The sequence below is a fragment of the Chitinophaga sp. GbtcB8 genome, assembly GCF_019091455.1.
Taxonomy (GTDB): domain Bacteria; phylum Bacteroidota; class Bacteroidia; order Chitinophagales; family Chitinophagaceae; genus Chitinophaga.
The window spans coordinates 39,592-62,183 of sequence record NZ_JAGXJN010000011.1 but is presented as its reverse complement, the minus strand read 5'-3'; the positions used below and the strand labels follow the sequence as shown (position 1 = coordinate 62,183).

14 protein-coding genes are annotated in these 22,592 nt (G+C 48.0%); 9 read left to right on the top strand and 5 right to left on the bottom strand.

What is annotated here, in order from left to right; translation table 11 throughout:
• Positions 1-21 precede the first annotated feature (21 nt).
• From KVT36_RS12410 to KVT36_RS12380, 7 genes are all read left to right on the top strand, one after another.
• Complete coding sequence (locus KVT36_RS12410) at positions 22-4,317, top strand: type I polyketide synthase (protein WP_217603818.1); 4,296 nt, start codon at positions 22-24, stop codon at positions 4,315-4,317.
• Positions 4,305-4,604: a phosphopantetheine-binding protein gene (locus KVT36_RS12405; RefSeq protein WP_217603817.1), complete on the top strand. Its 300-nt coding sequence runs from the start codon at positions 4,305-4,307 to the stop codon at positions 4,602-4,604. Before KVT36_RS12410 ends, KVT36_RS12405 begins: the two co-directional genes overlap by 13 nt.
• Complete coding sequence (locus KVT36_RS12400; RefSeq protein ID WP_217603816.1) at positions 4,595-5,362, top strand: alpha/beta fold hydrolase; 768 nt, start codon at positions 4,595-4,597, stop codon at positions 5,360-5,362. The genes KVT36_RS12405 and KVT36_RS12400 overlap by 10 nt, the downstream gene beginning before the upstream one ends.
• An 11-nt stretch (positions 5,363-5,373) precedes the next feature.
• A complete protein-coding gene (locus KVT36_RS12395; protein ID WP_217603815.1) occupies positions 5,374-6,579 on the top strand; it encodes a glycosyltransferase in 1,206 nt (401 codons plus the stop codon).
• A gap of 93 nt (positions 6,580-6,672) precedes the next feature.
• A complete protein-coding gene (locus tag KVT36_RS12390; protein WP_217603814.1) occupies positions 6,673-7,869 on the top strand; it encodes a glycosyltransferase in 1,197 nt (398 codons plus the stop codon).
• Positions 7,870-7,879: 10 nt separating this feature from the next.
• A complete protein-coding gene (locus tag KVT36_RS12385; RefSeq protein ID WP_217603813.1) occupies positions 7,880-9,166 on the top strand; it encodes a condensation domain-containing protein in 1,287 nt (428 codons plus the stop codon).
• Positions 9,167-9,187: 21 nt separating this feature from the next.
• On the top strand, positions 9,188-10,480 hold the full coding sequence (locus tag KVT36_RS12380) for a condensation domain-containing protein (RefSeq protein WP_217603812.1): 1,293 nt from the start codon (positions 9,188-9,190) through the stop codon (positions 10,478-10,480).
• 60 nt (positions 10,481-10,540) lie between these two features.
• Here KVT36_RS12380 and KVT36_RS12375 read toward each other — a convergent pair whose 3' ends face one another.
• The 4 genes from KVT36_RS12375 to KVT36_RS12360 all read right to left on the bottom strand — a co-directional run bounded on the left by KVT36_RS12375 (position 10,541) and on the right by KVT36_RS12360 (position 17,394).
• Positions 10,541-11,605, bottom strand: coding sequence for an efflux RND transporter periplasmic adaptor subunit (locus tag KVT36_RS12375; RefSeq protein WP_217603811.1), 1,065 nt, complete (start codon positions 11,603-11,605; stop codon positions 10,541-10,543).
• A 64-nt stretch (positions 11,606-11,669) separates the two neighbouring features.
• Positions 11,670-14,825, bottom strand: coding sequence for an efflux RND transporter permease subunit (locus tag KVT36_RS12370; protein ID WP_217603810.1), 3,156 nt, complete (start codon positions 14,823-14,825; stop codon positions 11,670-11,672).
• A 6-nt stretch (positions 14,826-14,831) separates the two neighbouring features.
• The gene (locus tag KVT36_RS12365; protein WP_217603809.1) at positions 14,832-16,208 is read right to left on the bottom strand and encodes a TolC family protein; all 1,377 of its coding nucleotides are present in this window, start codon (positions 16,206-16,208) and stop codon (positions 14,832-14,834) included.
• 364 nt (positions 16,209-16,572) lie between these two features.
• Complete coding sequence (locus KVT36_RS12360; protein WP_217603808.1) at positions 16,573-17,394, bottom strand: AraC family transcriptional regulator; 822 nt, start codon at positions 17,392-17,394, stop codon at positions 16,573-16,575.
• Between the two features lie 951 nt (positions 17,395-18,345).
• Here KVT36_RS12360 and KVT36_RS12355 point away from each other — a divergent pair.
• Both KVT36_RS12355 and KVT36_RS12350 read left to right on the top strand, forming a co-directional pair.
• Positions 18,346-20,139, top strand: coding sequence for an STN and carboxypeptidase regulatory-like domain-containing protein (locus KVT36_RS12355; RefSeq protein WP_217603807.1), 1,794 nt, complete (start codon positions 18,346-18,348; stop codon positions 20,137-20,139).
• A 40-nt stretch (positions 20,140-20,179) separates the two neighbouring features.
• Positions 20,180-21,742 (top strand): M20/M25/M40 family metallo-hydrolase, encoded by a 1,563-nt coding sequence (locus KVT36_RS12350; RefSeq protein WP_217603806.1) that lies wholly within the window; start codon positions 20,180-20,182, stop codon positions 21,740-21,742.
• Here KVT36_RS12350 and KVT36_RS12345 read toward each other — a convergent pair whose 3' ends face one another.
• On the bottom strand, positions 21,743-22,579 hold the full coding sequence (locus KVT36_RS12345) for a metallophosphoesterase (RefSeq protein ID WP_217603805.1): 837 nt from the start codon (positions 22,577-22,579) through the stop codon (positions 21,743-21,745). It lies immediately after the preceding gene.
• Between the last annotated feature and the right edge of the window lie 13 nt (positions 22,580-22,592).

The following is a 22,592-nucleotide window of genomic DNA, read 5'->3' as shown; positions in this document are numbered from 1 at the left end:
AGAGGGAAATAAATCATAAAAATGGACCACAACATAAACGTAGCTATCATAGGTATGTCCTGCATTTTCCCGGGCGCCCCTGATGTAGCTGCTTTCTGGAAAAATATCATCAACAGGGTGGATGCGATACAGACCGTACCGGAAAACCGGATGGAAAGTATGTTCTTTGACGGGGAGGTAGCGGTAGACCGGTTCTACTGCCGGCGCGGCGGGTTTATAGATGATTTTGCAGAATTTGATCCTATACAATTTGGCATTCTGCCGCTGGTGGTGGAAAGCACGGAACCAGAGCAGCTGCTGGCCTTACACCTGGCCCATAAAGCGCTGAATGATGCAGGGGTGTTTGAAAAGAATTTATCGCTGGAAAAAACAGGCATCATCATTGGCAAAGGGAACTACCCCGGCCCCGGCGCAGTAAGAGGTATTGAAATTATTAGAACTGGTGAACAAATAGTACGGGTATTGCAGCACCTGCTACCCAATTTAAGATCAGAAGAATTAGACCTGGTTAAAAAAGAGTTCCAGGTAAAGAAAGGCCGCTTTGGCCCGGATACGGCCATGGGCCTGATCCCTAACCTGGTAGCCTCTCTGGTGGCTAACCGCCTGAACCTGGGCGGTACCGCCTATACCATTGATGCCGCCTGCGCAAGCTCCCTCATAGCAGTAGACCATGCCGTGCAGGAGCTGAGCAGCCGGCGTTCTGATATGGTAATAGCCGGCGGCGTACATGCCTCGCAGAACGCGCCTTTCTGGAGCATCTTCACTCAGCTGGGCGCCTTATCACGCAACCAGCAGATCCGGCCTTTTGACCAACGCGCAGATGGAGTGATCATTGGAGAAGGCTGCGGTTTTGTAGTACTGAAAAGGCTGGAAGATGCCATCCGCGACGGACATCGTATATACGCGGTCGTTAAGGGTGTAGGCGTATCCAGCGATGGCGCAGGCGTAAGCGTAATGAGCCCCTCCGTAAAAGGACAAACAAAGGCCATTCTGCAAGCCTGGCAGCAGGCCGGCGCTGATCTGCGCGATATTGGCCTGATAGAAGCGCATGGTACCGCCACCCAGCTGGGCGACAAAACAGAGCTGGAAACCCTGCTGAATGTATTTGGCAGCGCAGCAGCTTTACCCAAAGCAGGCATTGGCACTATTAAATCCATGATAGGCCATGCCATGCCAGCAGCCGGTATAGCAGGGCTTATTAAAACCGCGCTGGCACTGCATCACGGCCAGCTGCCTCCTACCCTGCATTGCGAAGAGCCTTTACCTTTTATGGAAAAAACACGGTTCACACCAATACACAACGTTACGCCCTGGGATGAAACCGGGCTGCCGCGCCGTGCCGGGGTGAACGCGTTTGGCTTTGGCGGAATCAATGCGCATGTAGTAATGGAAGCCGTGAGTATGCAGGAAGGTATTTCCAAAAAACAATTCAACGGCATTGGCGCTGTTGCGCAAAAAGATGCGGTGCTTTTACTCGCAAGGCCTGATAAAGCTGCACTGCTGCAGGCATTAGAAACCAATGAAACCTTTACCGGTGAAGGCGCTTACCGCATCGCCATTTTTGATCCCACACCCGAACGTATCCAACGCGCTATAAAAATTATAAATAAAGATGTGCCCTGGCGTAACCGGCAGGACATCTGGTTCTCCAACGAAGCCATGTTATTACAGGGGGGTAAAATAGCCTTCCTGTTCCCCGGTCTGGATGGCCTGGCCGGTGGCGAAACCAGCAGCGTAGCGCAGTATTTTAACCTGCCGGGTTTACCGCGTGTAGCCGCTGCCGATGGCGTGTTAGGCGCTGCGCAGCAGCAAATGGAGAACAGCAGTATCCTGGATAGCGCCCTGAAGTTATTAGGTGTGCAACCGCACCTGAATGCAGGGCATAGCCTGGGTGAGTGGCTGGCCGGCCGCGCTGCTGAAATGGTAACAGAGCAATCATTGTTACGCCTGCAGGCGCAGTTAGACCCTGCCCTGTTTGAACAAAAGAACGCCACCTTCCTGGTAGCAGGTTGCGGGTACGAGCGGCTAGAACCATTACTGGCCGCCACTAAAGACATTTACCTTTCTATTGATAACTGCCCGCAGCAGGTGATCCTTTGCGGCACCAATGAAGCGGTAGAAGAATTTATCCATACCTTAAAAGCAGAACAGGTTTTTTACCAGGTGCTGCCCTTCCAGTCAGGCTTTCACTCCCCTTTTGTAAAAGACAAGCTGGAGCTGCTGCTGGATGGTATGAACCAATTGGAATTCCAGCAGGCGTCAGTGCCGGTATGGTCTGCCACTACCTTAAGCACTTACCCGGATGATGTTGCTGCCATCCGCGCGCTGAGCGTGGAGCATTTGGTAGAACCTGTACGTTTCCGGGAGCTTACAGAGAAATTGTATGAAACCGGTGTACGTATATTCGTACAGGTAGGCGCCGGCGGTTTAATAGGTTTTGTGGATGATACGCTGAAACAAAAAAATTACAGCGCAGTAGCCGCCAGCGTGCCCACCCGCTCCGGCATCACACAGCTGCAACGCGTACTGGCGGCCCTGTTTGTAGAAGGCCAGGCAGTTGACAGCACTTTTATGGAAGCACCTGCAGCCGTAACTTCAACTATAAAAAGTAAACCAGCCAACCGCTCTATAAAACTGCAGTTGGGCTCTCCCATTGTGCGGGAGCTGCCTTCCCTGAAAAAGCTGTCAGTACCTGCTGCCGGCCGCAGCGCAGTGCCGGAAACAGCATCCTCGCCCCTGATGCAGGCTTTGCTGAACAATTTTGCAGAAATATCAGACATACAGCAATCTGTAATGGAAATATTCCAGCAAAAGGCCAGCCATCGCAACGGAACTAACGGCCATGCACATACGGCTATGCCCACGGCCCCGCTGCAAAAGCAGCCGGTAGTAAAAAAGCTGGATGTATCGCTGGATACACATCCTTACCTCATAGACCATTCCCTGATACGCCAAAGGCCGGGCTGGCATTGTGCAGATGATTGTGAGCCCGTAATACCCATGACCATGATCCTGGAAATGTTTGGCGACATAGCCAAAGAGAACGCGCCCGGCATGGAAGTACAAAAGATCATGCAGGTAAAAGTGTTCCAGTGGATGAATGTGGCCGCCCCCTTCCGCGAAACCGTAAAAGGAGAATGGAAAACACCTGACCGTATTTACCTGGACCTGGAAAAATATGCCAATGCAGAAGTACAGTTATCACAGCAATATGGCACGCCGGAAAAAACGGCAGCAGATATTGGCACGCCTTTGCAGATTGCTATCACGCCGCAGCAGATCTACTCCCAGCGCATGTTCCACGGGCCCGCATACCAGGGCATTACCGAAGTAAAGGTAATTGCGGAAAAAGGCATTACCGGTATTATTGAAGGCGGCGCCGGCAAAGGCTCCCTGCTGGATAATGCCGGGCAGCTGTTTGGATTATGGCTGCAGCTAACCCTGCCCAAAGACCGTATAGCTTTCCCCGTTAAGATCCAGGAAGTAGAGTTCTACCAGCAGATGGAAGACCAGCAGGGCAGCTTTGAATGCACCTGCCAGCTAACTTCCCTAAACGATGAATTTGCATTTGCAGATTTTATCCTGAAACGGGATAATAAGGTATGGGCCATCATCCGCGGCTGGCAAAACCGCCGCCTGGAAATTGATGAACCGCTGTGGAATGCGCTCATCTCTCCCAAACATACACTGGCAAAAGAGATTGTGCCCGGTGTGTTTATGTTCCACAATGCTTATAGCCGCGTGAACTCCTGGGATTTTATAGTGAAACGTTATTTTAACCAGGAGGAGAAAAAACATCACAACAGCCTGCCCCTGCATAAAAAGAAAGAATGGGTCATTAGCCGGGTAGCCGTAAAAGATGCGGTAAAGGCCCTGCTGCTGGAAGCAGGTAACCTGTATTACCCGGTGGAATTTGCCATCCAGTCCAATGAAGCAGGCCAGCCCTTTACAGCAGGCGATATGACCGGCAACATCCACATTTCCCTGGCGCATAAAAATACAGATGCCGTAGCCATTGCCCGTTTTGGCAAACCCGTAGGCATTGACATAGAAGAAATACGGGAGCACAACACCGCTTTTGAAGAGCTGGTGTTTGACCCCGCAGAGCTGGCGCTGCTGGGCAACCGCAGCCATGCAGAGTGGCTTACCCGCTACTGGGTAGCCAAAGAAGCCTATGGCAAATCACTGGGCAAAGGCCTGCAGGGCAATCCCAAGGCTTATGTGGTAGAAGCCATTAACGGGGAAACCTTAACCATACAAGGCGTACACATTCAAACTATTCAATACAAAAACTACATTATCGGATGGACCAGTTAACACAACCCGCTAAGCTGAGCGAAGCAGAGATCCTGCCTGTACTGAAACAATTCATCACAGAAGTAATAGGTGAAGAATTTGTGGAAGACCTGGATATTACAGCAGCCAGCTCCTTTACCAAAGACCTGGAAATGGACAGCATTGAGATCGTAGCCTTTTCTGAAAAAGTAAAAAACTATTTCGGCAAAGACATTGATTTTACCGGCTGGTTATCCAATATGGACCTGGACCAGATCATTAGCCTGAACCTGGGCGATATTACCAAATACATTCAGTCATGCCTGTAGTGGACCTGCCACATACACGCATTCACCTGCAGGAGATGAACAAGGGAGCAGCAGAAACCGTGTTAATGGTACATGGTATGTTCACCAATCTCTCTATCTGGTACTTTAACATTGCACCCATACTGGCGGAACGTTACCATGTGGTGTTATACGACCTGAAAGGCCATGGCATGAGCGGCCGCTCGCAGCATGGTTATGACCTGCAATCCATGAGCGATGAGCTGTTAGCGCTGATGGAGGCTTTACAGCTAACATCCGTGTACCTGGCGGGTTACAGCTATGGCGGATTGATTGCCCTGAAAACAGCCATCCGCCACCCGGAAAAAATTAAAAAGCTGGCAATCATTGAAAGTCCCAATCCTTATGAGCAGGAAACCATGAACGTAGTGGATGTGTACAGCAAAGAGCTGCTGGTACATTTTGTGAACGGGCAGGGTGATCACTCCCCTGCCAAAATGGGCAAACGGCAGCTGGAACGCAGGCACCGGCTCTACGAATTTCTGTTGAAGGAAAGCAGCATCCGGCAGGATATGCAGCAGGAAAGGCATTTCTTCAGCAACGGAGGTATAAAGGATATACCGCATGAAACGCTGCTTATTTACGGTAAGGATTCCGATTGTATAAGCGCCGGGCTGGAGCTGCAGGAAAAAATAAAAGATGCCCGTTTACTGTTTGTGAACGGCGATCATAACATACCGGTGCAGGAACCCTTTACCATTGGCAATGCACTGAAAGATTTTTTTGACACTCAAGACTAAGCATAACGGCTATGGCAAAATTTGCTTTTGTTGTTCCACCATTAACGGGTCATATTAATCCAACGCTGAGCGTAGGCGCGGAATTGCTGCTGCGCGGGCATGAAGTGGGCTGGATAAGCCTGGAACCTGCCCTGCAGGAAAAACTGCCTCCCGGTGGACAGCTGCTGCTGATCCGGTATGATGAAACCAATAATGGAGAAGAGAACCAGCCCTACATGGATGCCATCCAGCAAAAGAATGTGTACGGCGTGGAAAGCATTAAGTTCCTGTATGACGATGTGCTGGTGCCGCTGAACAGGTATATGTTTCCCGGCATTCTGGAATGGCTGGATACTTTTCAGCCGGATGTGGTGATCAATGACCATGAGCTGTTTGCCGGCGCCATGGCGGCCGTTAAAAAGGGTATTCCGTATGCCACCGCCGTTACAGCGCCCGCCGCAGTACGCGCCATGGACGATTTGCCCAAGGTAAAAGAATGGGGCGATCAGCGTATAGTGGCACTGCAGCAATCATTAGGCTTAACAGCTACACAACCCATCCAGTGTTCTGACCAGCTTACGCTGGTATTTACCTCTAAAACATTTTTTGGCGATAAAGTGCTGCCGGATTATTACCAGTTCGTAGGGCCGGTAATAACACACCGCCCGGCCAATATTCCCTTTGAATGGGAACGGTTTTACCATATGGGCCAGCCGCATAAAGTGCTGGTATCTATTGGAACAACCTTTGACCATACCTATAAAAAAGATTTCTTCAGCAAAGTATGCACAGCATTGGGTAATGAGCCGCTTACGATAGTAGTGGTATCAGACCCGGCGCTTTTTGATACCTGGCCGGATAATTTTATTGTACAGGAAAAAGTACCGCAGCTTGGCCTGCTGCCTTACCTGGATGCCGTAGTATGCCATGGCGGCCACAATACAGTGTGTGAAACGCTGGCCCATCACCTGCCGCTGGTAGTGATCCCTATTGCATATGACCAGTCTTTTGTAGCCGGCTGCGTAACCGCTACGGAAAGCGGTGTACGGCTGAACTTTAAACGATTTAAAGCAGAACATTTGAAAAATGCCGTGTGGGATGTGCTGCAGGACCCGAAATACGCGGCAGCAGCACAACAGGTTAAAACATCTTTTGAAAATGCAGGCGGCACCGGCAGAACAGCAGAGCTGCTGGAGAATGGGCAGATGTGCAAATATGCAAATGTGCAGATAGAATGAAGCGACAACAGGCATATCTCATATTTGCGCACAATATCCGAAACATCTGCACATCTGCATAGTTGCACTTCTGCACATTAAAAAACTACCGCTATGAAAAAATACCTATTCGTTGTCCCTCCCTTTTTCGGGCATATCAGCCCCACGCTTAGCGTAGGCGCCAGCCTGTTAGCCCGCGGCCATAAAGTGGCCTGGGCAGGCATCCAGGAAATTGCAGCCAAACATGTACCTGCCGGTGGTGAATTCATTGTACCGCATGCAGAACTGGAAGAACATTTACCTGAAATACAACGGATATTAAAACGGCAGGATGATGGCCCGCATATTTCAGGTGCAGAAACCCTGAAGCTGGCGCTGGAAGAAACCTATATGCCGTTTTGCCGCTTCATTATGAAAGGCCTGGAACGCATTGTAGATGAGTTTCAGCCGGATGTGATCGTGAGCGACTGTATCACCTTTGCCGGTGCTATTTGCGCATACAACAAAGGCATTCCTTGTGTAACTACCACCCCTGTGCCACCGGATGTGGGAGGCGATGCTATGAGCGCGCCCAAGGTGCATGCCTGGTGGGTGCATAACATTCTTTCCCTGCAGCAGGAGTTTGGTATTTATACACCACAGGCAATCGTAAACTCCAACCAGCTGAACCTGGTGTTCACCTCGCAAACATTTGCCAATGTGCCTAACGCACCCGCACATATGAAATTTGTAGGGCCGGTAAAAGGCCGCCCCAATGAAACACCGTTTGACTGGGAACGCCTGCGTAAAGTAACCACGCCAAAAGTATATGTATCCCTGGGCACGCTGCTGGTAGATATTCGTAAGGAGTTTTTCAGCAAGCTCATAGAAGCCTTTGCCGATCAGCCTTTGACCATTATTGCCGCCACCAGTCCGGATATTTTTAAAACATGGCCTGATAACTTTATTGTGCAGGGTTTTGTACCGCAATCAGAGCTGATGGCGGAAATGGATGCCGTGATCTGTCACGGCGGTTTTAACACCGTGAACGATACTTTCGTGAACGGCCTTCCCATGCTCATTACCCCCATTGCCTATGATCATTTTCATACCGCATCCCTGATAGAAAAGGCCGGCTGCGGCATTAAGCTGCGCTATAAACGCTTACGGGTAAACGATCTTAAAACATCCATGTGGGAGCTGCTCAATAATCCGCAGTACCGCAGCGCTGCACAGCGCATCCGCGAAACCTTTGTACAGGCCGGTGGTAATGATAAGGCAGTGGAATACCTGGAAAGCTTTGCAGCAGAGGCTAAGATGGTTGCTTTTTAAAACTAAGAACATGAAACGTAAACTACTTTTCCTGGAGCGCTTCATTTATGGAGATGGCACCATTCCAAAGAATATCACCTTTACAGTAAAGATCAACGGCTCCTTTACAGAAGTGGCGTTGCGGAATGCGCTGGCTAAGATCCAGGCCCGGCATCCCTTGCTGACCGCAGGTGTGCAGGAAGATGGCAAGGGGCAGCCCTGGTTTGTATCTCCCATGCCGGTGCCGGATATCCCGGTGCGCATCCTCACACGCACATCAGATGAGGACTGGATGCGGGAATCTGAAAAGGAGTGCCAGCAACGGTTTGATATGCAAAATGGCCCGCTGCTGCGCATGGTATGGCTGCGCTCCGCAGAAGTATCGGAGCTCATTATGGTATGCCATCACTGTATTTGCGACGGCGCCTCCATTGTAACCTTGTATAAGGAAATGCTTACGTTGCTGGATCAGCCGGACCTGGCCATCGGGCAATATGAAACATTTAATACGGTTGAGGACCTGGTGCCGGAAGCCATTTTATCAGATAAGAAATTACAGCGCAAAGGCAAGGTAACAGCGGCCATTTTACGTTTGTTCCTGCTTTTTGTATCCGGTAAAAAACAAATCCGCTGGGGTAAGGATTATACCGTACGCTGGAAAATGGACAAAGCGGCTACCGCCGCGCTGGTAAAACGTTGCAAGGCACAGCATACCACTATGCATGCAGCTTTGTGTACGGCATTCCTGCTGGCGTTCCGTCATGTAAGGGGCAGCAAAAATGTAAAGAACCAGGTATTTTGCCCGGTGAACCTGCGGCGTTATATCCCGGAAATAAAAGATGATATGCTGTTTGGTTTTGCCACCAGCACCACCTTATCTATTGATAAAGATCCCACACTGGATTTCCAGGAGCAGGTAAAGCGGCTGAATAACCGCCTGTCGGAAAAGCTCTCCAACCTAAAGGTGTATGAGGAGATCATGCTCAATGAATACCTGCACCCGTCAGTAAAAAAATTATCGCAGTACCTGGGCACGGCCAGGGGTAATAATGATCTTACGTTCTCCAATATGGGCCGGCTGGATATACCTAAAAAATTCAGCTCCTTTGAAGTAGAGGCGGTACATATTCCCATCCTCATCTTTAAATCAGCCAATCCGAACGGCATTATTGCCAGCACATTTGATGAACAATTAAATTTCTCTTTCCTCTCTAACGACGCGTATTTGTCGTATGAAGAGGCCAGCGCCATCCGGGATAAAGCCATGGAGCTGTTACTGGAAGAAAAACGGGTACCTGAAGCAGTGCAATTGGTATAAAAGAAAATTAAATCTCAACGGATGAAAAGAAAACTCATTATCGGTGAAAGGATCATGTACGGAGATGGCAACACGCCTTTGAACAGCTGTTTTACCGCCAGGATCCGGGGTACTGTTTTCCCGGAAAACCTGCGGCATGCGCTGTCCAGGATCCAGGCCAAACATCCGCTGCTGGGCGCGGGCGTGCTCACAGATAAAAAAGGCCATCCCTGGTTCACCACCAATGAGCAGATAACGGGCATACCTGTACGTAAAGTACCCCGCCATAGTGATGCCGACTGGCAGCGGGAATCCATGCAGGAATGGGCTACCCCGTTTGACATGCAGAACGGCCCTTTGTGCCGGGTAGTATGGATCCAGTCGCCGGAGGTGTCAGAGCTGATCCTGGTATGCCACCACTGCATTTGCGACGGCGGCTCTGTAGCCACCATCCTGCAGGAGCTGCTTGCCCTGCTGGATCAGCCGGACCTGCCAATGGAACCTTACCTGGCCTTTAATGATATTCACGAGCTGATACCTGCACCTTTCCTGGAGAACAAACAGTTACGGCAAAAGGGCCGGAGATCGAGGGTACTGGCCTGGCTTACGTTGTCTGTAGTGTTATTGGGCAAAAAGCAGCCGCCTAAAGGCCGTGACTACCTGCTGCACTGGAAGCTCAGCAAGGCGCAGTCTGCCGCATTTGTGAGCCGCTGCAAAACAGAAGGCACTACGGTGCATGCAGCGCTAAGCGTGGCGCTGCTGCGGGCTTTCAAACAGGTAAAAGGAGAGCAGGCTAAGAATAAGATCATATCGCCGGTGGATATACGCCGTTTTATTACAGCCATCCGCCCGGATCATTTGTTTGCCTACGCCCCTACCGTAAATCTTTCTATAAGTGAAGATGCGCCGGCTTCAGCCAAAGGTTTCTGGGTGCAGGCTTATAAGCTAAAGGATGACCTGGCGGAGAAAATAGCAGAAGTCAATGTATTTATACAGCTGATGATCGGGGAATATGTACATAGCTCCGCGAAAAAGCTGGTGAAGCTGTTAAAGGTCACCAATGGAAATCATGACGTTACCTTCTCCAATATGGGGCGGTTAAACGTGCAGGAGCACTACCAGACCTTCCAGGTGGAAACTATTATGAGCCCTACAGTGGCTTTTCCCTGGCGCAATCCTAATACTATTGTAACCACTACATTCCGTGGGCAAATGGATTTTGTGTTTATGTCGAATGAGAGCTTTTTGCCGGAGGCAGAAGCAATAGCTATAAAGGAAGCGGCCATGGCATTAGTGCTGGCGGAAGCTGAAGTGGAAGTGGCGGTGGAATCATAAATTTGCGGTGATAGTGGTTTCCGTAGCCCCAGGGCCAATATGGCCCTGGCCCGCCAATGCTTATTTCTTAAAAAAAATTGCCGCCACAACAGTCCCCGCCTTTATTTCATCCGTAGCCCTTGCCAATAGCGTATCCCCTTCAGTAAGGCTGCCAAAGATCTCTATCTTATCGCCCATATTGATACCACTGCGTACATCCACCCATTCAGTTTTGCCATCTTTCAAACGGATCACAAAATGCTTTTCCAGGTTCGTGGCTACTGATGCTGACGGCACTAAAAAAGTAGGTGCTTTTCTTCCAAGTTTAAGTATGGCATTGGCAAACATACCTGATTTCAACTGACTGTTGTTGTTCTGATAAAGAAACTCCCAGGTCTCCGTTCTGTTAGATAGGTTTAAAGCGCCGGCCTTACGGGATAATTTTGCCTGGTAGGTTATATCAGGCTGGGCATCTACGGTAAAATTAACAACAGATGTTTCCGGCGTAGTGGCAGTGTAGGCTTCAGGAACAGGAACCCTTAAACGCAATGTGCTGATATTCTCTACTACCAGTATGGGTTTGGCATTACCAGTACTTACCAATGTTCCGGCATCTGCATTACGCTGTGTAATAATGCCGCTGAAAGGCGCACGAATAGTAAGGTAATCCTTCAACTGGGCATAAGCATTCGTTTTTGACCGTTCGGCGTCCAATGACGCACTATCTGCCAGCATCTGGCTTTTCGCCTTTTCCAGTTCTCCGGCAGCTACCGTACCATCCACTTTGGCGGCATTGACAATCCGTTTGTAAGCATCCAGGCTTCCCAGGTACTTTGAACGGGCTGTCTGTACATCTGCATTGGCCGCTGCATAATTGGCAATCATTTCAGGTGCTTCCAGCACTACCAGTAATTGCCCTTTACTCACTTTATCGCCAATATCAACTTTTAAGGCGCTTATATACCCGCTTACTTTTGCAAAGATCTCTGCCCGCTCCAGCGGGACCAGTTCTGCAGGAAATGTGATCTGCTTATTAACACTATCCTTTTGCAGTATAAACACAGCAACAGAATCAACATCTGCCGTTTTGGTCATTTCTCCCTTGCTGCTGCTTTGCTGGCATCCTGCCAATATTATAACGGTCAATAATGATAAACTTATGATAGAATACGAAAGTCTCATTGCATAATTGTTTTTATAGAAAGTTAGTTTATTCATTATTTGCCTCATAGTACCGGCTATCCTTATCCTCCGGGTGCAAGGACGGGCTTTGGTATGCTTTCCTGCCCATCATGCTTGTATAGATGGCCGGCAGGAAAATAAGTGTACTGATAGTAGAGAAAATAAGCCCTCCGATAACAGCAATGCCTAAAGGAGCGGTCTGATCGCCTCCTTCACCGAAGCCGATCGCCATCGGGATCATCCCTGCAATCATAGCAAGACTGGTCATGAGAATAGGCCGCAAACGGTTACTGGCCCCGTTAACTGCAAAACCGGAGCTTAATTGCTCTTTCCGGTATTGTTCGCCATTGGTGATTAAAAGAATTGCATTAGCTACCGCTACACCTACCGCCATAATAGTGCCCATATAGGATTGTATATTCAGGGTCTGCCCGGTTACCAGCAGCATCAGCGCCGCACCGGCAATTACCGCAGGCACTACGGATAAAACAGCCAGGGCTAACCGGAAGGATTGAAAATTAACAGTCAGCATCAAAAAGATCACAACAATGGCGATCAGTAACCCGGTTTCCAGCTCACTCATTGTCTGGTCAAGCAGATCTGCCTGGCCACGCAACAGGATCTTCACGCCTTGCGGTAGCTTGCCCAATGACGCGATGGTCTTTTTTACATCCGCAACAGCCTTCCCTGCATCCTTTTTAAAAATATTTGCGGTAATGGTAATGTACCGTTGCTGGTTAATACGATCATATTCGCCAGGTGAAGTGATTCTCTGTGAAGTAGCTACATCTCTCAGGTAAACAGGACTGCCGGTACCCGCTATAACAGGCACTAACCCCAATTCGTCACTATTATTAATACGGTATTGCGGATATTCCACCTGCACCTGGTAAGCGGTACCGGTACTTTTATCCAGCCAATAGCTGGGCTGAGTGAACCGGCTGGATGAAGTAGCAGCCACAGTTGATTTACTGATCTGGTCAACCGTCAGCCCCAGCTGCCCCGCTTTCACCCTGTCAATATTCAATTTAATACCAGGGTACTCCAGCGGCGTTGCAATCTGAACATCACGCAGGTAAGCAATATTTTGTAGCTTTTTATTCAGATCAGCTGCAACTTTCCGGCTTTGAGTAAGGTTTTTGCCCATTATGGCAATTTCAATAGGGTTGGATGAACCAAGATTCACCGCCTGTTCCACCATATCACCAGGTTCAAAAGATAGAGTGGCCGTTGGCAAAGCATTTTTTACCGCTTTCCGTAATGCCTCTTTGAAGTTTTCAATAGCTATACCAGTTCCTTCCTGCAGCTTTATCTTTACAACGGATTCATGAGGGCCGCTCGTCCATAAGTGAATAAGGTTTACCGGGTAGCTGGATGGTTGTACGCCAACGAATGCAGAGCTGATCTCAATACGGCCATTCGCAATGCTATCCGCCAGGTGCAATAGCTCCTGCGTAGCGGTTTCCGTTCTTTCCACGCGGGTACCCGCAGGTAACCTTAACCGTACCTGTGCCTGACCTGCATCCGTTTTGGGAAATATTTCAGTGCCCAATAACATGAATCCCCCGGTCAGTAACCCGAATGCCAATAAAAGATAAACGGGAATGGCCCAGGATGATTTTTCTACAAAGCCCTTCAACCAATGTTTGTAGCGCATCCTGAAATGGTTGAACCGCCTGGCTGCACTGGCTTCTCCTTCCTGCATATGATCTTTCAATAACCAATGAGAAAAAACAGGCACCAGGGTTTGAGATAGCATAAAAGATGCTGCCATTGCAAAACCAACAGCCAATGACAATGGCAGGAACATGGAACCCGGAATGCCAGTCATGAATAATGCCGGCACAAACACGGCAATTACACAAAGCAGGATGAGTAGTTTCGGTAACGCAATCTCGCGGCACGCATCCCATATTGCTTTGGCCTTTGATTTCCCAAGCTCCTGGTGATAATGGATATTTTCGATAGTTACGGTAGATTCATCTACCAGGATACCAATAGCCAGCGCCAAACCGCCCAATGTCATAACATTAAGGGTTTGCCCGAAGATCTTTAAAAAGATAACTGCTGACAACAAGGCTAAGGGAATAGTAATTACCACAATAAAAGCTCCACGGATATCCCGCAGGAATAACAACACCATTAAGCCGGTAAGCAAAGCGCCCAGGATACCTTCTGTCATCAAACTTTTTAAAGAGTTAATGACGTAACCCGATTGATCAAACGCATATGTTACTTTAATATCTTCCGGCACGGCAGCCTGCATATCCGGGAGAGCCGCTTTCACTCTTTGCACCACATCCCAGGTAGCGGCATCGGCGCGTTTAGTCACAGGGATATATACTGACCGTTTCCCATTGATTAACGCATAACCGGTAGTTACATCTGCACCCAGCTCCACATTGCCAATATCCCGGACATATACAGAAGGGCCTGCGCCCAGTTTCAAAGGAACATTTTCCAGCTCCTTCACATTCTCCACCACTGCATTTTGCGATGTGATCAGCATTTCATCCCCTTCCCTTATATTGCCTGCGGGAGTAATGCTGTTTGACCTGGCTAAAGCCTGTACCACTTCATCCGGCGACAAATTATAATTCCTGATCTTTTCAGGATCAACTTTAATAATAACCGTTTTCTGGTTACCACCAAAAGGTGGCGGAGCAGATACGCCTGGCAGGGTTGAAAACATAGGCCGCACCTTAAATAATGCCAGGTCCTGTATCTCTCCCAGCGAACGGGTTCCGGAGGTAAATACCAGCTGGCCAACCGGAACGCTCCCGGCATCAAATCTTGTCACAAAAGGAGGTACCGTACCCGATGGCATGAAGGCTCTTGCGCGGTTAACATAACCGACCACTTCACCCATTGCCTGGCTCATATCTGTGCCTTCGTTAAATTGTATTTTGATGATGGTGTTACCCTGTATGGATCTTGATTCTACAAACTTCACCCCTGTTACATACAAAAAGTGATATTCATAATAAGAAGCAATAAAGCCCTCCATTTGTTCCGGGGAAAGACCGCCGTAAGGCTGCGCCACATAGATAGTAGGCAAACCCATTTTGGGGAAAATGTCAATCTTCATGGATTTGATAGTAAGCCATGAAAAAAAGATGATCGCTATAAAGGTTACCACTATTGCCAATGGCTTTCGCAACGCCAATGCTATTAATCGGATCATAACCTGCTAATTAACCTGTTTTAAAAATAAGTCCAGATCACCATTCACCGCAGCTTTATACAACAATGCCTTCCAGACAGCCATAAAAGCCGTTTTATTATCAGCCGCCGCTTTTACGAGCGCATATTGCGCCTGCACCAGGTCAGCAAAATTGGCTAACCCCGACTGGTAGCGTGATTGCAGTGCTTTGTAAGAGAAACTGGCTGATTCATAGAACAACGGACTTTCCTGCAACACTTTTAATGCAGTGCTTAGGGTAGTATCTGCGAGCTCGTTCTGCTTCCTGATCTGTAAAGCAATTTCGTTCAGCTGCTCTTCATTGGACCTGATCAGCAGATCCTGCTGCTGTACCTGCGGTTTTATTTTTGCAAATTGTAAAATAGGGATGCTTAACTGCAATCCGGCGCCGTAATTATACCGCTGAAAGGCAAGGCCATCAGTGGATTTCACGTTGCCAATATTATCAATCCCTGAACCTCTTGCATAAGCAGTACCCCACAGGCCAAGCGTAGGCATAGCTGTTTTGGATAACACTTTCTTTCTCGCTTTGCCTAATTCAATAGTTGAGCTGTATAAAGAAAGTAGCGGGTTCTTTGCCGTGTCTGATATTGCATAAGCGGATGGTACACTGGCAAAGTAGCTGGTATCCGCAAAAAATGGTAGGCTGTCCGTTGCTAACAGGCCGGAAAGGGTAATGGTAGTTTGTTCTTTATACTTGCGGCTGTTCAGCAGATCAACTTTTGCCCTGGAAACCTCCGATTTCAGCAAAGCGGTATCCACCCCCGGTTTAATACCATTTATTACCAAGGTTTTTGCAACGGATAAATTTGCTTCCGTGCGGGCAAGGTTTTCCTGGTATACTTTCTCCAGCTCTAGTGCCATCAAAATATCCAGGTAAGCATTAACAACTCTGATCTTATGCTGAAAGAGCTCATTCTGCGCATCAGCCTGGGCATATTGTACACCTGCTCTCGCAAGATCTACCTGCGACTGCCGCTGTCCGAAAGTTACCGGTTGCCAGTTTAGCAATAAGCTGGTGGCACTGCCAAACACACCACTATAATTATTACCGGCAGATGGGGGACCACTGACAGGGATCAGGAATTGCGGATACGCCATCCCCGTGATATTGTTGTAGGTAGCATAATTCACCTGGTAAGACGCATCCAGAGAAGGAATAAGGGTGCTTTTGCCGGCGCTTATTCCTTTTTGGGCTGCTTTGACCTCCCACGCTTTTGATTTTAGCAGCGGATAATTGGTTGCTGCCAGCTGCAGTAATTCCTTCAATGTTGTACCGGCTGAAATTTCCTGTGAAAATCCACTTTGCATACTCACCAGCAGGCCAATAAAACATTGTAAGAGCCTTAAAAGGAATTTGTGCATATTTGTTTATTTTATTGTCTTTTGCACTACCGCCGCCTTTGTGGTAATTATGGCAACAAGCATAGTAACGGAGGGAATGGCTGCAAACCACTAAACAGCCCGGTAAGTATCCACAGGCTATCAGTGGGAACAAATATTAGAAATAAACCGGCTGATTCATGGTATATTTGAAAATATAATGGTATTAACCCTGAATTAAAAAACCGCCGGTAAATAACCGGCAAAAGCCCTCCCAACACAATAAAAGCACGATTATTCCTCTTGTCGCCAGGTCGCTGTCAGCATAAGCGGATAAAACATACCCGCTGCTGTAGAACATAGCGGGCGATATGCACTGCAGGGCCGCCTATAATAAATTATGGTATCAGCTACTACGCCGGAAAGTGAGTGGTGTTTGGTTTGTTTTCCTTTTGAAGTATTTCACAAAATGCGAAGGATCATTAAAATCGAGTGCAAAAGAAATTTCTGCTATCGTTTTGTCTGTATAAATTAATAAGCGTTTGGCCTCACTGACAATAAATTCTGAAAGCACTTCCTCTGATGATTGATTCACCGCCTTGCGGCAAGCTGCATTTAGGTTTTGCGGAGACGTGCTCAATTGTTCCGCATAATAATGCACCTTGTTTTTGATCATCTGTTCAGCGCTTAACAAGGAAAGGAGAGACTGGTAAAGATTGGAATTAATCTCAGCTTTATGCTCAACCAGCTTCGCAGCGTCCAATACTATTGCCAATAATGCTTTTAATAAGCCTTCCTGTATGTGAAACGCATATTTCCCTTCCTTCTTATTTGCCTCAGTAAGTAACCCAAAAAGGGAAAGAATGGTAGCGTCGTCCCTTGTATATACGCTGCTTTGCTGGCTAATCTTTGCAAAGAGGGTCTTTAATCCACTATCCAGGCTCTCTTCAATGAATGCTTTCTTTATAATTATCACAAAACCGTCTGGTTCACTATCCAGTTCCCAGCAATGTACCTGTTCCCTGCGGATAAAATACATGACAGGTGGCTGAACTTCAAACTTGCGTGAATCAATAAAATGATAGCCGCTACCTTGTGAAAGGTAAAGTATCTCAAAATAATTATTGTGCTTATGCGGAGTAGTTTTCCTGATCTCCTTTTTGAAGCGTGCAATCTTTATCGATTTCCCGGATTCGCTTTTGTCCTTTATTTGAAGTTTGGAACTCATGTATAGTGTATAAAGCATCTTTTAATGCCAGGCCAATATCCAATTGGAAGAAATTTTGCAACGCCATGCATGCACTTCAGGCTATCCTTCTCCTCTAATCGGTTTAACCAATTTACAAATGTTTGTCAGATATTCAGAATTTGTCCCTTCATCCGTCAGCCATTTTGTTCATTAACATTTCCATTAACTTTCCCGTTAACACCTTATTAGCTAAAATGTGCTACCTGTTTTTGTAAATTACTCTTGATATTAAATGAATTTTCCTATTTCATCAGGGGACCGGATTTCCATCCAGCCCCCCTTTTATTTATAGGGGCTGTTGCATAAAAGCGGTACCTTATATATTATCTTCAATACACCCCAACATTCCATTGTAAACAAAGCTGCTTCCACTATACTATCGTTTAGCTTATTAACCTGTAGCCACCTTATAGCACAATCAATATTACAGTCAACCTCAACCAATCTCCGGGCATCCCAACCGTTATGCACCCTCATATAAAAATCGCATCATTAACTTTTGATTAGCATCCCCTCATTCTGTAGCGCGTAATTTTGCCCGGGATTTTTTAATATCTTATTTTGAGGAATAAGGGATCCACCCCGCTCTTTTGCGCGGGGTTCTTTATTTATATCTATTCAGGGATAGTAATACGCTGCCATCTCTTATATATCCCTGTTCCCGGCCATCTGCAGTAGCTGTCCATCAGCAGTATGCAACGCTGTCTCCCGTGTGCATCCCTGGTGAATGCCGTATTAACCTTAGGAGTAAAAGCGTTCTCCCTTCTGGTCCTCTTCATGTGAAGTTCAGGTCCCCTTCATTATTTATTGGTGATAAGCCTATGTCCGGCAGGCCTCTCTACCAGGAAAACAGCAGGATTTGCCCAGTCACCCGCCGCCCATTAATTTAACCGGTCTTTTGTATCTTGCCGCATGAATTTTAATTCCGGCTTGATAAGAATAATATTCATTACTGTTAGCATTCTTTGTTCCACCCTAAGCCATGCCCAACACCTGTTACGCAAAACCGTAACAGTTAATGTCAAAAAACAACCCCTGGTAAAGGTATTGAACAGCATAGGCGAACAAGGACAGTTCCATTTTTCCTACACCAGCGATGTAGTAAAAAACGACAGCCTGGTTACCTTTTCGGCTGTTAATAAACCCGTAAAACAGATCCTGGATCAGCTCTTCGGCGGCGCTTACCAGTACAAAGAAGTAAGCGATCATATCATTATTATACCTGACTTTTCCAAACAATTCACCATCAGCGGGTATGTACAGGACCGGGAAACCGGCGTAAAAGTGGTGAACGCCACCGTGTATGAAAAACAGCAGTTCATTTCCACCCTTACCAACGACCAGGGCTTTTTTCGCCTGCGCATAAAGGGCAGCGACCGTAATGCAACAACCATCACAGTAAGTAAAGACCTGTACCGCGATACTACCCTTGCCGTGCATGCCGGTGTGGACCAGGAAATGGACATCTCCATAAAACACGCCCCCACCGTAATGTTAATGCCGGTGGATATTGGCGTAGAAAAAACTTGGATGGGTAAGTTCTTCCTTTCCTCCAAACAGCGCATGCAAAGTTTGAACCTCAGCAGCTTTTTTGCAGATAAGCCTTTCCAGTCCTCTATTGTGCCCGGGCTGGGCTCTCATGGCCACCTGGATGCGCAGGTGGTTAACAAGGTTTCATTCAACCTGATAGGTGGTTATGCCGCAGGGCTGGATGGCGTTGAAGTAGGCAGCATTTTTAATATCGATAAAAAGGATGTGCGGTACGTGCAGGTAGGCGGCATTTTCAATGTAGTAGGCGGGAAAGTACTGGGCCTGCAGGCAGCGGGCATCCACAACTATGTGCTGGATACTGTTACCGGCTTGCAGGTGGGCGGTGTGCTGAACATTGTAAAAGGAAAGATGGTGGGGCTGCAGGCAGGCGGTATCTATAACAACACCCGCGATTCTGTGAAAGGGGCGCAGGTGGGCGGTGTATTTAACCTCAATGGCAAAAATGTGCAGGGTATGCAGGCAGCCGGTGTGCTTAACCTGGCAAAAGATGATGTGCAGGGATTGCAGGTCGGCGGCGTGAGCAACATATCAGATACCATGCAGGGTTTCCAGGCAGCCGGCGTATTAAACCTGGCTAAAGGGGATATGTACGGCATGCAGGTAGCAGGTGTGGGCAATATAGTGCATGGCACTGCCAAAGGCTTCCAGGTAGCGGGTGTATTTAACTATGCAGATACTTTACGCGGCCTGCAGTTTGCGCTGGTGAATGTGGCCGATACTTCCACCGGTTACAGTATTGGCCTGCTCAACATCATTAAAAAAGGCGGTATCCACCAGCTCTCTTTATCCACCAATGAGATCACCTTACTGAACCTGACGGTTAAAACAGGTACCAAAAAACTCTACTCTATTTTTACGGCAGGTTATAACCCGGTGGCTAATAAAAAGGCTTTCCTGTTTGGGTTTGGCCTGGGGCATATTTTTACGTTATCAGATAAAATGTACCTGGGTGCAGAATTCCTCTCCCCTAACCTATACCTGGGCAGCTGGGAACATTTACAGTCCCTTGTACGGCTGCAACCCCTGTTGCATTACCGGCTAAACCGCCTGTGTAGCGTGTTTGCTGGTCCGGCCCTTACCATTTATTATGATGAGCAGGAGGTTATCCGTAAAACCGGCTACCGCAGCCGCCCGGGCGCAATTGGCTGGAATGCGGGGATCACCATATTTTAATTAACTTGGTTTTTATTCACCAACCGTCTAATACTGCAACATGAGAACTTTCCTTTTCACCGCAACCCTGACGTTGCTGATACCCTTTTGCCTGCTTGCACAACAGGAACCGGTAGATCAGGTTATGATGCAAAAGATCAGGACTGAAGGCCTGGAGCATTCACAGATCCCTATCATTGCACATTACCTGACGGATGTAAATGGTCCGCGCCTGACTAACTCCCCCGGTTACACGCATGCTGCCAAATGGGTAGTACAAACCCTTAAACAATGGGGCCTGCAAAATGCTGCCATGGAGCCCTGGGGCCAGTTTGGCAAAAGCTGGAGCCTTACCGGCTCTTACCTGGCCCTGAAAACGCCCTACTACCAGCCGCTTATTGCCTATCCCAAAGCATGGAGCACCGGTACCAAAGGCCCTATCACCGCATCGGTAGTATTGCTGGATACCTTATCTGAAGCTGCTATTGATAAATTAGGAGCCGGCATTAAAGGCAAGATCGTGATCGTACGCCCGCATGATACTGCCCTGGTATCCAACTTCAAACCCTTTGCCACCCGCTATGCAGATACCACCAACTTTAGCAAGCTGCCTGATATGTATATGTTAGAACGGAATGACATAGCCAAATACGGCGATTTTTTCCAGAAGCTTTATGCAGTGAGGAAACACCTGGCGGCCAAAGGCGCTGCAGCCTTGCTGAACGCCAATCCGCACGGCAGGGACGGTACCATTTTCGCAGATGGCCGTATGTACTACGCCAAAGGTTATACGTCGCCTTTACCGGAAGTAACGGTATCCACAGAAGATATGCTGCGTTTATACCGCCTGCTGCGCTCCTCACAGCCAATACAGCTGGAAATGAATGTAAAGGCCAAATGGGACAGCACAGATACCAAAGGTTACAACGTAGTAGGTGAAATACCGGGTACAGATAACGAGCTGAAAAACCAGGTAGTAATGCTGGGCGGCCACCTGGATTCCTGGCATAGCGGCACCGGTGCTACCGACGATGGCGCCGGCTGTATTGTGATGATGGAAGTAATGCGCATTTTAAAAACACTGGGCGTGCAGCCTAAACGCACTATCCGCATTGCATTGTGGGGTGGTGAGGAACAGGGCCTGTTAGGTTCTTTCGGTTATGTGAAAAAACATTACGGCAACCCCGCTGATATGAAGCTAACGGCAGAACAGAAAAATGTATCTGCTTATTATAACCTGGATAATGGCTCCGGTAAGATCAGGGGTATTTATTTACAGAACAATGAAGCGGCCGGCCCTGTTTTCCGCAGCTGGCTGGAACCCTTTGCCGACCTGGGCGCCACCGGCATTACCAGCAGCAATACCGGCTCTACAGACCACCTTTCATTTGATGCAGTAGGCATTCCCGGATTCCAGTTCATACAGGACCCACTGGAATATGAAACCAAAACGCATCATAGCAACATGGATACGTACGATCACTTATCTATGGATGATATGAAACAGGCAGCTGCCATTATTGCAGCCTTTGTGTATAACACGGCTATGCGGCCGGAAATGATGCCCCGCAAGCCTTTGCCGCAGCCATCGCGTTTTGTGTTTGACCTGGATTTCCCGTTGTAATTAACGGATACGGTTGTTATTAATTTGTTTTGCGGAGGATGGGTCTGTCTGATAGGTGAGTACAGATCCATCCTTCAATATTTCCACCACACGGTAACCCTTATACGTTGTGCCCCAGGTACCGGCTACATGTGAATCCCAGAAATAATACTTCCCGTCTTTTTCACGCATGCCATCCTCATCATGATCATGCCCGTGGAAAACAGCTTTGAGATTGGCCTGGCGGCTGAACAGCTCCACAATATCCGGCCGGTCAATGCCGTATTTGGTCCACTTTACCGGTGTAATGTGCATGAACACAAATACCTGCTGCTTATCCTTGTAAGCATCCAGGAAAGCCTGTGTTTTTGCCAGGTCAGGGCCGGTATATACACCTTTTATATCCGCGGTATTAAGGGTAATGAAACCAATATCTTTTTTAGTGAACACATGGTCAAAGGGCGTTCCCCATACTTCCTGCCAGTTTGTTTCCTCCGTCATATCATGGTTGCCATGCGACACGTAATAGGGTACGGATAATTGATCCCAGGCAGCTTTTACGCCCGGCAGCAAAGCAGGATCGTTATGAAAAAGATCCCCGTTGATCATTACAAAATCCAGCCCGCGGCCTTTGGCTTCTGCATTCAGCCAGTCCGTCATTTGCCGGTGCAGCACCGCATATTCTGACTTAGGCTCTCCAAAATGCCCGTCAGATGCCAGCGCAAAACGCAGCTTTACTTTTTTACGGTCAGGCAATGAAAAGTTGTCCGGCATAAATGCAGGCAGGGCATTGCCCATACCGATCAGGATCACGCTTTTGATGGTAGATTGTAAGAACCTTCTGCGGGAAAGAGTCATAACGGGTGGTATT